Source organism: Marinomonas posidonica IVIA-Po-181 (assembly GCF_000214215.1).
GTDB classification, from domain to species: Bacteria; Pseudomonadota; Gammaproteobacteria; order Pseudomonadales; family Marinomonadaceae; genus Marinomonas; species Marinomonas posidonica.
Genome location: NC_015559.1, coordinates 78780 through 91843, shown reverse-complemented (window position 1 = coordinate 91843; position 13064 = coordinate 78780). Strand labels below are relative to the sequence as shown.

The window sequence follows — 13064 nt, the reverse complement described above, 5'->3', positions numbered from 1 at the left end:
CTGAACTCCCACCGAGTATTTGCGTCCGTAAGGGCGCTTTTTTTTGATCAAACAGTTTGATAAGAGAGACTAAAACAGCGTATAACCAAAAGACAGTGTCAATAAATCAGGACGATTTTTTTCAGCCAAAGGATAGGCAGAATGAACACAAAGCTAGAACAGGCTCAGCAAACTCACTCCTTTATTCAACATGCCACGATTTGGATTATTTTCACTCGTGTGATATCCGACTTTGCTGGGGTGTTGAATCTCATCTTATTGTCCAGCTATGTTTTCTTCATCAGCCAAAATGTCTTTACGCTCAGCTTATTCATGGCTTCAAGTGTTGCAGGCGGAATCCTCGCGAGTCTAGTCAGCTTTTTTTCAATAAAGCCACATAAGCATACCTTGAGCTTATTAAATACCATTCGACTCATTCTGCTCCTTATCTTAGTACTGATTCCTACGCACCAACAAATTAACGTTTTACCTTGGATCGCCTTAATAGGCGGCTTTTGTAACGCCCTCTTTATGATTACGTTAAACAGCCAGATTCCACTTTGGGTCGAAAAATCGAAACGCATCAGCACCAATGCTTGGCTGACAGCATTGTCCGCCATCGCGTCTGTCATCGCTGGACTAAGCATAGGTTTACTGGTGGCTGTCGGAGGTTACGAAGGCATCTTTATTTTCAATATTGTTTTGTATTCATTGGTTGGCCTTAGCCTACTGACACTCTCTACCATTCAACCAATACCTGATCATCAAAACGCCCCTGACGCTCAGCGAATTCACCCTTTTAGACTGTTCGATCGTCCCTTGCAGTCACCTTTTTTAGGCTGGTTATTCGCCATTTCGACTGCTAGCAGTTTAGCCTGCGCGGCACAACAAGTAGGGTTCCCGGTATTATCACAAAATCTCACACCTCATAATATTAGCTATGCCATGGGGCTCTTAATGTCTGCATGGGGCATTGGCAAATTTATTGGTGCAAGTAAGGCTGGATTTTATCTGAAAGACAAAGCGTTATTGTCACTGGAAAATGGATTCTGCATATCCTGCCTGATCATGTCATGTGGCTTTGTGTTGACCTTCCAACAATCACTATTAAGTTGGGCTATTGTCTTAGTGTGTTTAGCAGGTATTGGCGAAGGCGGGGCGGAAGTCAGTTTAACATCCAGCATTCAACTCGAATCTAAATCCTTACATTTGATCTTATTTAGCGCTTTGGCTTTTATGAAAATGGTCGCCAGTGCCATCGGGGCTTTGCTAGTCAGTCCATTTTATGCGCTTTTTGACTTAAATGTGGTGATCTTGCTTTTTCATGCTCTACCAATCGCCTTGATCGTTTTGAAATCCATAAGAAAACATTCTATAAAAGTTTCTTAAAAAACTTAAAAAAACTTAAAAAAACTTAAAAAAATTAAAAAATGATCTATTTAGTTTTTGAGAAAAATAATTGTATTTTTTTGTCTTTTTATTGATGAAAAATGTTCCAAGTCTTGCTTCTTTACTTTATAAAAGGGCATCATTTTATAGCTCAAATTTTTTCAAGCATCAGTGCACTGCTTTTGCTGGTTAATAGGAAGGAATACCATGAAATTATCTCGACAACTCAGTATTATTATTACTTGTGCGGCCATCGGTCTGATCATTCTCGGAGCAGTGGCATTACAAACCCTTCGAACCAGTTTGATTGACAGTGGGAAGCACGAAATACAAACCATTTTGACTCTCGCTAAAGAGCAAGTCGCTCACTACATTGACCTGGAACAAGCAGGCAAGCTGTCGAGAGAGGAAGCAGAAGAAAAAGTTGTTGAGACACTTTCACACATACGATATGACGCTTCCTATATTTGGGCAAACGATAATAACTCACTTTCTCGAGTGCACCCAAAGTCTGAAAAAATTGGTACCTTCCAAGAGTCCTACAAGTCTGATATAGCAAAGCTTCAATCTGTTGATTTCGCTATAAAAATCAGTGAAAATTTCAAGCCAGGCACAACGGTTCAAGTGCTAAAAATTAACGGCATGACCAAGCTTCCTCACTGGAATTGGGTCATTGGTTTTGGTATCTATATGGATGATGTGAACGCTGTTTTTGTCAATTCAGCGATCTCGTTCGGCCTAATAGGCCTGCTGATTTTAGCGGCTATTATTATCGTTGCTGTCTACATTGCCAGATCCATACTTAAAAGCATTGGTGGCGAGCCAAGCTATGCGATGTCCGTTACCAGTAGTATTGCCGATGGTTATTTAAATGAAACGATTGAAGGTAAATTTACAGAAAACAGCCTTCTCGGTTCCATTGCTCGAATGCAAAAGTCTTTACAAGAGATGGTCCGTAACATCAACAATGGCTCAGCATTACTAACACGCTCAACCAACTCATTGAACGAACAAATGCAGCAGATTTCTTCTGCGTCTCAGAAATCTTCCGATGCTTCTTATTCGACAGCTTCCGCCATTCAAGAGCTATCAGCATGCATTGAAGAAATTGCCAACAGTGCTCGAAACACAGAAAGTGATTCAGAAGAATCTTCCAAGCTGTCTCTTCATGGTGAGGAAGTCGTTAAGCAATCGGCACAAAGCATCAATGACATTTCAAATCAGATTACCCGTTCTACTGAAGAAATCGACAGTTTGCAAAAGCGTTCTCTGCAAATTGGTAACATTGTTGATGTGATCCGAGACATTGCTGAACAAACAAATCTATTGGCCCTTAATGCAGCGATTGAAGCCGCTCGTGCCGGTGAGCAAGGTCGTGGTTTTGCGGTTGTTGCAGATGAAGTTCGTACCCTTGCTTCTCGCACAGCCACAGCCACCTCAGAGATCACCGAAACCATTAATATTGTGCAAACAGAAACCGAAGGCGTCGCTAAAACTATGCAAGCCATTCTTCCTAAAGTGGAAGAAAGTGTTAATAGCTCGGATGAGGTATCTCAAATGCTAACCAATATTCGAACGGGTACAGATAAGACACTCAATCGAATTCGCGAAGTTTCTCATTCCTCTGATGAACAAAACAAAGCAACTGAGAGTCTTGCTCAACACGTTGAAGAAATTTCAAATATGGTCAATGAAACTGCAAAAGCCGTTGAAAGTTCAAGAAACAGCGTAGCAGATCTGGATACCTTGGCAGCAGAACTTCACCAAAGCGTAAGTTATTTCAAAGTATAACCTTATAAGTGACAAAAAATGCCAAGTCATCCTCTGATGACTTGGCATTTTTTTATTGTTAAAACCACTTATTGATCAGCAAATTAAACCATTATGGCTGTAAAATTCGCTCGATATTTCGCCAATCTACTATTTTAAAGTTCTGCTTTTCAGCATTATATTCAGCATCAAGGTTGTACCAATCTTGGGCTAAAAATAGACCATTCGGATAGGCATCGCCTAAGTTAATGGATACCGCATGAATTCCATCGGTATCACTGCTGCCATCAATGCCTTTTTCATCATCACCAATAATCGCGAAGCTAGCAAGATAACGATTGTCGTTATCTAGGTCATACACGGCATAGGTGTTATTGCCTTGGCTAGACGCAATCAGATAGTTGTCTTTGCCGTTTTGATAAAGGGTTAAGCCTTCGATGTCATCCACCAACTGCTTACCGTCTACCGCAGCGAACAAATGTGCCTCTGTACTCGCCTTTTCATCCGCTTCAAAGGTCCAAATAGCCACATCTTCTTCACCGACATACAGAATGCCTGCATCATCGTCGGCAACACAGCCCTCAGGTTGAGAGTCGACCTTTAAACGACGCACAATGTCACCTTTAATCCCCGCTTTTGTTGGCGTTAAACGCCACTGTTCGATGACCCCGTTTTTCCCATTTAAGAACGAATAGACTTGGCCATTTTTCGCTTGATACATGCACAAGCCATACACTTCATCAACATCAGAAACAAGTTCTGGTGCCTCTTCATGAACACGTTTACCCACGGCTTTCACCGGTTGTATTGGCTCATCCCCTCCCACAATTTTATATAAGGCTAAGGTATTCAAATCACGATTCGTCGCCGTTGCTAATGCCATCTGAGACCCATCCCAGTCCGTCATGGTACGAATGTCTACGTTGTTGGGCTCACCTTCTTTTAGAAATTGAACTTCCTTGCCCTTCAAGTCATACGCCATTAAGCCGCCTTTCTTGTTGGTCGCAATAATCAAGCTTTTGGAAGCGTCTTCTGGGTTCAACCAAAAGGCAGGATCATCCGCCGCATCGCCACTCTTACTCACTTCTTCCGTCTCGCCTGAGGCTTTGACTAACTTCACACCTTCAAGGGATAAATGACGATGACTTTGCAAATCATTAAACGCCACGCCTCTCAACTGATTGGTAAGTGAAGACAGTGCCATTCTTTCATAAACAGGTTCTTCTATTTCGGTATTACCAATCCACAAGCCATTTGGCGATGCCGCAAGGATTTTTGCCTCTTCCACACCGGTGACATCAAACTTGGCTTTGAAAGACTGTTCACCTTCTCGGTCATACACCAAGAAACCGGCACCTTCATCGGCAATCAATAAATAGCCTTTGCCATTAGCTTGATAGACCATATCCATGCTTTCGATTTCTTCTAAATGCCCCAAAGGCGCAACCACATCCATCAATCGGCGATCTTTTACATTCTCAGCATCAGCACCGTACACCCAAATACCAACATCCTGTTCCGCAACATACAAGGAGCCGGTTTCATCATCGGCCACACAAGCACTTAATTTCCCACCTACCTGAGCATGACGAACCGCAATCGGCTCACCTTTTTTGTCGACAACCGCACTTTCTATCTGGCCATTACGATGACGTATCTTGTATTGCACCACATCGCCTTCATCTGAAAGACCAGTAACAGTGGTTTCACCCGTAGTGACGTTCTGGTAAAGGCAAACAGCTTCTGGCGCGATGAAGGTATCGATACGTCCGACCTGCTGTAGAATCGGCGTTGCCATTGGATCAATACGATAGAAAGCAAAAGCCTCTTCATCGGGTAAACCGACCGCTAAGACATCCATGCTGCTTCCGCCGTCTTTTAGACCATAACGAATATCCGCACCCAAAATCTCTTTGGATGAATCCGTCAGCAGAAGCCGTCCTGATTGATCAAACACCGCCAGGCCATCCCCTTCCAGTGAGGCAATCAATAAATCTTTTGCGGCGTTTATTGGGCTTACCCAAACCGCAGCATCGGCAATGTCCTCATAACTCGCTTGTGTTTTAACCTTAGTTGGCATCACTGTGGTTGCGTGTGCAGCAACGCTCACTGCACCAATCACCACCGCCATCATCGTCAGTTTTACATTCATCCTGCGCTCTCCTAAGAATGGAATCAATTTACTCAGTGAGGCCACCCTAGTCAGGGTGAGTGTCACTTTTATGACAATGATAAAAACGGTCGATGTGATGCCTCAGTTTACTCTCTTAAACGACCCGATAATTTTAATTTTGAGCTCATTCGAAACCCTTTTAAATAAAATTAATGTCTATTATTCAATAAGATAAAAACATTAAGAGAATAAGGAGGTGTATTTTTGAATTGTGTTGACAGCTTATGTGAGCTGATCGGACTAACTGACCTAAATCTGTCATAAAGACGTCACATAATAGAAGCTCTACCACACACCGACATCAACTAAATAGGAGAGCGGTATGGGTCACTGGTTAGACCGCTGGCAATATGCAATCAATGACAATTTTCATAAAATCCTTCGTCACCGAATATGGTTAGTGGTACTCAGCGTGACGTGCGCCATGCTAGTGTTCTTAAACTTTTCTCAAGGCCAATTAAAGCCCGCCCATCAGTGGGTGTGGATTGATATCATAGGCGAAGGCTCGTCGGCACTTTGTATTGTCATTTGGCTACTGCTGGTCCTGTCGATGCGCCAACCAGGCCCAGTCACCAATTGGTTTGCTCTTGGCTTTATCGGCATTTTTGCGTCCAGCTTCCAAGATCTATTAGATGAGTGGGTACACCTGCCACTCGGTAGCCAATGGGATAGCTGGGTGGAATCCTTGCCTTTGGGTTTACTCGCTTTGACCGTGGCCATTTGGCTCAAGCGAAAAGAGCAAGTTCAAATTGATCGCTATTTGACAAAGCGTAAAGCCATTTATCAAGACACCGCACCATTAGATGAAACCACCTGTTTACCCAAATCCAATCATCTTAGCTGCAAGCTTGAGCAAGCCTTTGCAAAAGGCCAAGCCAACTGGCAACAACATGCGCTGATCTTAATTGATGTCGTGCCTTTTGCCGATATCAGTTATCGCCATGGTGGGCGCGAAGCCGATCGCTTTCTAATCATCATTAGCGAATTGATTAGCTTAACGTTAAAAAATGAAGACACATTGTTCCATTTGGCCGGTGGGCGTTTTGCCATTGTGCTCCATGATGTCAATGTACATACCGCCAAGACCTCTGCCCAAGAGTTAGAACAACTGATCAAACAATTCCGTTATCGTATTGAAGGCGTCGATAACAGCATCCATTTAGGTGCCTCCATGGTCATGGTTATGGCACAGGCAGAAGGGGATTCTCCTGAAGATCTACTCGGCCGTGCTTCCTTTGCTTTGTCACAGCAAAACCAACACGTTTTGAATAACGCTTACGAGTAATGACCATGAAAAAGCGCTGGCTAGAACGTCATGATGCTTATCTTTATGCTCATCAGCAGTCTGTTATTTTGATGGACTTGCTTATCTCTCGTCAGATAGAGCCTAACTACTTTCTACGCAAAACTGGGTTATTTTACGATGATGTGTGCCGTGGTAACCGCACCTTAAGCGCTGAACAATTTGCCCAATTGTGTGATAACGCCAGTCAGCCGCCTTTGGCTAATGAGCTGGCATTTGTGTTTGGCCAACGTATGTTGCCTGGGTATTTTGGCCATGTTTCTAGCTGCCTTCAAAACGCAACGAGCGTAAGGCAGGCACTCGATGTGATGGTGGAATTTGCCGCGCTTTTATTTCCATTACTGACCCCAACATTGAGAGAAAGTCCAAGCCACGTATACCTTGATTTTCACAAGCCATTCGGCCCCATTGCGCCCAGTTTATTACTCAGTTCGGAGCAAAACAGGGCGGCACGATTTGTAAAAGAAATGACCGTATCAGCGATTATTTCCTTTAGCAATTGGTTAGCAAACACTCACTTACCCTGGTCGGTGAAATTTGATTATCCCGCTCCCGATCATCAAGCTGAATACGAGGTATTTATTGGTTCACAACGAACCTTTGAGCAAGCAACACTGAGCATGAGTATTGCCAAAGGGCATATATCTGCACCCTGTCAAATGGCATCACAAACCATTTATCAACTCTCTCTAGAAGCGTCACGTGACACCTTTATCAACATGGGGTCACCGCAGAGCTTACTCTCGATGATTGAGGAAATGCTCTACCTGCAGGTTAAGAATCTACCCAGCTTGGAGCAATTGGCGAAAGTGCTTGAAATGAGTCCAGCAACACTCAAACGCAAGTTAAAACATCACCATACTCACTATCAAAAACTGTGTGATCAGGTGCGAAAAAAAGTCTCGATGCAATTAATCAATGAACAGGGGTACGATGAGGGTCAAGTAGCGGACTATTTAAATTTCTATGATGTCAGCAACTTTCGTCGTTCATTTAAACGTTGGTTAGCGTATTAGCTATTTCTGTACCCATAATATAATTTATATAGGTACAGAATATTAGCCGCTTGGTCTGCGTTACTTCTTCTTGATTTGACGGCCATGATACACCGCAAACCCTTTGTCTCTGAGTAAACGAGTGTGAGTACCTAACGCCGCGTCTAAAATAGGCGGATAGCGTAAGAAATCATTGGCCACAACAAACAACTCACCATTCAAGGTTAAATGATTTTTAACACCAATGAAAAAACTTTCAGCGACGCTATAATCCGTACTCACACCAGTGTGAAAAGGTGGATTCGTCACCACATAGTTAAAGCGCCCCTTCACATTGGTAAGACCATTGGAAGCAATCAAGGTTAACGCTTCACTGGCGTTATTTTCAGCAAACGTCAGGGCCGTTGCCTTAAGCGCCAAAGCACTGTCGTCTAACGCCGTTACCTTGGCTTTCGTGTGACCATGTAACCACAAGCTAATAATGCCGTCACCACAACCAAAGTCTAATAAGCGGGCCTGACTCACATCACTCATGAAACGATGTTGCTGCAATTGATTCAACAGCAACTCAGTGCCTTTATCCAACTTGCCGTGGCCAAACACCCCTGGCAGGCTGCACAAGGTCATGTCCTGACCAGCTACCGTTAATGTCCAAGACATAATCCAATCCTCAAACACAAACGGCTTAGCAGGACGACGCTTGTAGCCTGAGAAAAGCAGGCAATGTTTCGCACTGTCTACCTTACCTACATCGTCTAAACTTGGCTCTAGACGCTTCATAGAGGATTTCACGCCGCTTTTATTATCACCAACTAACCAAACTTGTCCGCCTTCTTTCACATGCGGCAATACCGAAGCCAATAGGTAATCCAATAGTTCTTTGGCTTTAGGTTGATAAATCACCACATGATCAAATTCGACCGCATGATCCGCTGGCCACTGCTCCGAAAACACCAGATTGTCTTCCTTAAACCCAAGCTGAAGAAGCGCATCATAACGGGTCTTAGATTGACACCAGGCGTATACAGAAGCTTGCCCTATTAAGGTTTGCGGGTACGTATCTTCAGGATTAGCGAACATTACATTACCAACAAGTTGGGGTTCGCTACGAACCAATAATTGGCTGGTTGAATTAAGATTCATAAGTTACAGAAAGCTCTTTAATAGATAATGTGGTAACAGACTCCAGCAAAGGATTTAAACTGGTGATGGATAAGTCTGGCTGTACTCTCGGATAACGAGGTTGATGACGATCATTCAGCGTTGGATAATGCCAACCTTGTGTGAGGGATAAAAAATCGTCCGCGAAATCAGCGCTGTGTTCAAGACACCCTGACAGAATCACATCGAGATAACTCAATGCAATTGGGCAATCCGCATGAGGAGGCGTCACTTGATCTATGTGATAAATCCAATAGGTACCTTCCGGTAAGCAGGTATCATGGTATGGCATTAGATTCTCAGCTTGAACCTGACTTCGTTGATACCCTCGCTCTCGTTCATCAAACAAGGTAAATTGATCATAAGCAACTTCGACTAATACACCATTACAACTCGCGTGAGAAGCCGGTACAACCGCCACAGAACTCATACCAAATTCAGACGACATGACTGACCAATGACGTTCATAACCTTGCAATTTAACCGGCCAAACTTGTCCAGTCTCACCAGTTTTTGATCGACTTTCACCGTTAATTAGGCTGCCATAGCCTAAAATAAAATGTCGCTCAGATAGGCTCACTCTTGTCTCCATCGCTGCATTTGCTTGAAAGCACGCATGATAGCTCGGCAAGCCAAGGCATACCAGCCTCAACCTCGAACGAAACCACTCACTGATGGTCGATTTTCTTCCAGATAGACGGCATTCCTACTCCTCATCAAGCTAATGATTCCGTTTCATCGCCATCCTATCAATGCAATTCCCAACCATAAACGTTAATCTTGAGGAAACGGATAAGGAGAGAAGTATGTCGACACCCATTGTATTAATCACTGGCGGTAGCCGTGGCATAGGCGCGGCCACTGCTCGATTGGCAGCACGACAAGGCTTTCATGTCGTGATTAATTACCAACACAATCAAGCCAGAGCGGAGCAATTGGTGAATGAGATTCGAGCAACAAACGGCTTAGCAGAGTGTCTACAAGCCGACATCAGCAATCAACAAGACGCTCAGCAGCTGTTCGACACCATTCTTGAACAATGGGGGCCTATTAGCGCGCTCGTTAATAACGCCGGTATCTTAGAACAGCAAAGTGATTTTATCGACATTACGCCCGAACGATGGCACCGAGTCTTTGCTACCAATGTCTTTGGCACTATGTTGTGTTGCCAGCACGCCATTACGCACATGCGCGATCACCATTTAAAAGGCAGTATCGTTAATGTGTCTTCTTTGGCGTCTGTCTTTGGCTCACCACATGAATACGTGGATTACGCCGCCAGTAAAGGCGCGATAGACAGCTTTACAAAAGGTCTGGCAAAAGAAATGGCCGCACAAGGGATACGTGTTAACTGCGTCAGACCGGGTAGCATTTATACGGAGATGCATGCCGATGGCGGTGAAGCCAATCGTGTTGATCGATTGGCTCCCAACATTCCCATGCAACGCGGTGGGCAAGCAGAAGAGGTGGCAGAAGCCATTGTCTGGCTGTTGAGTGAGAAAGCCAGCTACTGTACTGGCAGCTTCCTAGACGTGGCAGGAGGCCGCTAGGGAAGGCTTATTGCGCGACCACACATTGAAAGGAACTGGCCAAATTCAAGTCCCCTTGACGATAGCGAGCGTAGCTTGGGTAAGGGCATAAAGGACGCTTTAACCCCGCCATTCTAGCGGTCAGTTCTGGATTATTGGCTCGTGTGGCTGCGATCACCTCCCTTGGAGGACGTTGTTGCTCCACCCAATTTACCAAGGGTTGCAACATATCAAACTGATCAGCCGACAATCCACCTTGTTGATGTGGCATGCCCGGCACCCGGTAAAAACGCACAAAGTCAGCAGCTTTACCCGCTAAACCGAAATCCAGAAAATCATACCAACGCACCGTGTCTTGAACTGAAAATACCGGGTCACTGTTACCATGAAACACAATCAATTTACCGCCAGCTTGCTTGAATTGAGTCAGTGTTGGCTTGGCTGCATCAGGTGGGGTCATCAATGACATCGAGGATTCTGTAAACTCATCATTCGTGGCAAAAATTTTGTTGGCAGCGTGGTCAAAATCAAAGGATTGTAGAAAATCGGTTAAAGCAAAAACATCCCCTTTAATGGCTTGATAAGGCGTACTGTATAGATTCGCTAACGCACTTGCGCCTATTACCACACTGGCTGGCATGCGGTGCCAAGCATCCAATTTACTGGCAATTTTCCAGCCACGCCAATTGTTCGATTGCAGGCCAGTGTCATAAGGCCAGCCAGTATAAAGTGCCTGATTTTTTGAATTGTGCGGACCTTGGTGCATGCGTACTAGAGCGCCAACTTTCACCAGTGGCAGGCAATTCCGATCAAACTCACTCTTACAAGCTAAGGCTGTAGGTTTAAAGCGTTTCTGACAGGCGTCTATCGCAAAGATCAAATCATCGCTGATGCCATCTAAGTCATCACATTGTTGGATCAGTTGACGTGTAATGAATTCTAAATCTCTTTCGGTAAAAGACGCGCGAATATCCGAATTAATGGCTTGCAATGCTTGATAATCCCAAGGGTGTTGTAAGGCCGCTTTGGGGGCATTTAAACCAGGAGAAGCAATCAATAAACCATGAAACATCTTTGGAAAACGGCTGGCGGCGACCATGGCAGTTCGACCACCGTTTGCCTGTCCAATACCATACCGATATTGCACTGGTGCCGTATAATACTGTTCCGTTAAAGCCTGTGCGACGGGCATAATTTTTTCCATCGCATGATACGCAAATTCTTCTCTCGCGGTCGCATCCCGACCGAATAAGAAGGGGGTAGACAAACCATCCGCCGCTTTTTTAAACGCCTCATTGTCATGACCTTCATTTGAGCTGACAACGGCAAAGCCTTGATTTATTGCATATTGATTAACCGTTAAACCCGTGATTTTACCAACAGCAGGGGCAAGCTCACCACCAAAGGCCGTATCAAATTGATACGCAAGACGACCTTGCCAACCAGAAGGTAAACGAAGTTCAAACCGAGTTGTATAGAAGGTGCCATCTTTACCAATACGTCGACTCACCACACCTTGGACCAGACAATAAGCAGTTCGAACTTGTTCCGTCGGAGCATACATAGCGGTCTTGATTTCAAGCTTATCCGTTGCTTGAGCTCTAAGTGCCTGACATTGCATGGCGTCTGCCAGTACTTGATTACTCATAGCAAATGCCATTAAGGCGATAGAGTTGATCAAAAACCTCTTCATTTCTTCGTCCTTCATTGGAGTAGCAATCAACGTCGTCTTGGCACAAGGCTTGTTTAATATTGAAACAACGACTTAGGTGGTATTCAAAATACCCAATAATGTGGGAAATGGGAAGTTATCAACTTGGGGAAGGGGAAAATAAAAACGGGCTCATTTGAGCCCGTTTTCAATCAATCAAATTTAATGTGCCGATAACACCAATAAATCTGGTGACACTTCATTAAAATCAATCGCCATTGTTACGCTCAAGGCTGTCACAGTAATGATTGAAAAGAAGAACACTTGTCGTGCCCAACCGTTTAAATCAATGTCAGCACGATATCCTCTTAATGCCATTGCCAACCACCAAAGGCTAGTCGACAAAGCCACGACCATAAAACCAATACCGACGTATCCCGCCAGTGGCAATAATGCCGCGACAACAGCAAACGCTGCTATGTGCAAGATGATATGACGCTTCGCTTTGGCAATACCTTGCGAAACAGGCAGAACAGGAATGCCAGCCGCTTTATAATCATCAAAACGAAAAATCGCAATCGCATAAGAATGTGGCATTTGCCAAATGCTGAACATGGTCAACAAAATAGCTGCGCCGGCATCAAATTGGCCTGCTGCTGCGCAATATCCCACCACGGGAGGAACAGCGCCAGATAGACTACCAATGAAAGTACCGTAAACAGACTTACGCTTGAAGTATAAGGTATATAAGCCAACGTAGACCACGTAACCGAAGACAGCAAAAGCAACCGCTACCCAGTTAGTGAAATACGACAACAAAGCAAATCCAATCACACCCAGCACCACACCGTGAAAAAATGCGGCTTTACCGGACATTTCACCATTCACCGTCACACGATTACGTGTACGCTTCATTTTGGCATCAATGTCACGATCGATGTAATTGTTGATGGCACAACCAGAGGCGACAACTAACGACAAGCCAATGACCGTCATTAACATCAGCATCCAATCGATATCGCCACGAGCGGCTAAGAAAAAGCCACCCGCAACAGATATAAGGTTGCCCATAATGATGCCAGGCTTAGTTACCTGTAAGTAACGCTTAAACATC

The 13064-nt window shown here is 44.4% G+C and carries 10 protein-coding genes; 5 read left to right on the top strand and 5 right to left on the bottom strand.

What is annotated here, in order from left to right; genetic code table 11:
- Nucleotides 1-141: 141 nt before the first annotated feature.
- On the top strand, nt 142-1368 hold the full coding sequence (locus MAR181_RS00410) for an MFS transporter (protein ID WP_013794627.1): 1227 nt from the start codon (nt 142-144) through the stop codon (nt 1366-1368).
- 207 nt (nt 1369-1575) lie between these two features.
- Nucleotides 1576-3159, top strand: a complete 1584-nt coding sequence (locus MAR181_RS00405) for a methyl-accepting chemotaxis protein (protein WP_013794626.1) — start codon at nt 1576-1578, stop codon at nt 3157-3159.
- 91 nt (nt 3160-3250) lie between these two features.
- Here the strand turns inward: MAR181_RS00405 and MAR181_RS00400 are convergent, their stop codons facing one another.
- A complete protein-coding gene (locus tag MAR181_RS00400) occupies nt 3251-5290 on the bottom strand; it encodes a phytase (protein ID WP_013794625.1) in 2040 nt (679 codons plus the stop codon).
- Nucleotides 5291-5633: 343 nt separating this feature from the next.
- On the opposite strand from MAR181_RS00400, the gene MAR181_RS00395 reads away from it, so the two are divergent.
- The gene (locus MAR181_RS00395) at nt 5634-6596 is read left to right on the top strand and encodes a GGDEF domain-containing protein (protein ID WP_013794624.1); all 963 of its coding nucleotides are present in this window, start codon (nt 5634-5636) and stop codon (nt 6594-6596) included.
- A 5-nt stretch (nt 6597-6601) separates the two neighbouring features.
- Complete coding sequence (locus tag MAR181_RS00390; protein WP_013794623.1) at nt 6602-7630, top strand: AraC family transcriptional regulator; 1029 nt, start codon at nt 6602-6604, stop codon at nt 7628-7630.
- A gap of 60 nt (nt 7631-7690) precedes the next feature.
- On the opposite strand, the gene MAR181_RS00385 is transcribed toward MAR181_RS00390, so the two are convergent.
- Together MAR181_RS00385 and MAR181_RS00380 are read right to left on the bottom strand one after the other, a co-directional pair.
- Entirely contained in the window at nt 7691-8752 is a 1062-nt protein-coding gene (locus tag MAR181_RS00385) for a class I SAM-dependent methyltransferase (RefSeq protein WP_013794622.1), read from the bottom strand.
- Nucleotides 8742-9350, bottom strand: coding sequence for a gamma-glutamylcyclotransferase family protein (locus tag MAR181_RS00380; protein ID WP_013794621.1), 609 nt, complete (start codon nt 9348-9350; stop codon nt 8742-8744). Before MAR181_RS00380 ends, MAR181_RS00385 begins: the two co-directional genes overlap by 11 nt.
- Before the next feature lie 226 nt (nt 9351-9576).
- Between MAR181_RS00380 and fabG the strand changes: the two genes are divergently transcribed.
- The gene (fabG, locus tag MAR181_RS00375; protein ID WP_013794620.1) at nt 9577-10320 is read left to right on the top strand and encodes a 3-oxoacyl-ACP reductase FabG; all 744 of its coding nucleotides are present in this window, start codon (nt 9577-9579) and stop codon (nt 10318-10320) included.
- Nucleotides 10321-10327: 7 nt separating this feature from the next.
- Here fabG and MAR181_RS00370 read toward each other — a convergent pair whose 3' ends face one another.
- Together MAR181_RS00370 and cyoE are read right to left on the bottom strand one after the other, a co-directional pair.
- The gene (locus MAR181_RS00370) at nt 10328-11992 is read right to left on the bottom strand and encodes a tannase/feruloyl esterase family alpha/beta hydrolase (protein ID WP_013794619.1); all 1665 of its coding nucleotides are present in this window, start codon (nt 11990-11992) and stop codon (nt 10328-10330) included.
- A 180-nt stretch (nt 11993-12172) separates the two neighbouring features.
- Entirely contained in the window at nt 12173-13063 is an 891-nt protein-coding gene (cyoE, locus tag MAR181_RS00365) for a heme o synthase (RefSeq protein WP_013794618.1), read from the bottom strand.
- Between the last annotated feature and the right edge of the window lies 1 nt (nt 13064).

Coding starts and splice junctions, on each gene's coding strand:
- MAR181_RS00410 (WP_013794627.1), top strand. CDS start 142: ATGAACACAAAGCTAGAACAGGCTCAGCAAACTCACTCCTTTATTCAA.
- MAR181_RS00405 (WP_013794626.1), top strand. CDS start 1,576: ATGAAATTATCTCGACAACTCAGTATTATTATTACTTGTGCGGCCATC.
- MAR181_RS00400 (WP_013794625.1), bottom strand. CDS start 5,290: ATGAATGTAAAACTGACGATGATGGCGGTGGTGATTGGTGCAGTGAGC.
- MAR181_RS00395 (WP_013794624.1), top strand. CDS start 5,634: ATGGGTCACTGGTTAGACCGCTGGCAATATGCAATCAATGACAATTTT.
- MAR181_RS00390 (WP_013794623.1), top strand. CDS start 6,602: ATGAAAAAGCGCTGGCTAGAACGTCATGATGCTTATCTTTATGCTCAT.
- MAR181_RS00385 (WP_013794622.1), bottom strand. CDS start 8,752: ATGAATCTTAATTCAACCAGCCAATTATTGGTTCGTAGCGAACCCCAA.
- fabG (WP_013794620.1), top strand. CDS start 9,577: ATGTCGACACCCATTGTATTAATCACTGGCGGTAGCCGTGGCATAGGC.
- MAR181_RS00370 (WP_013794619.1), bottom strand. CDS start 11,992: ATGAAGAGGTTTTTGATCAACTCTATCGCCTTAATGGCATTTGCTATG.
- cyoE (WP_013794618.1), bottom strand. CDS start 13,063: ATGTTTAAGCGTTACTTACAGGTAACTAAGCCTGGCATCATTATGGGC.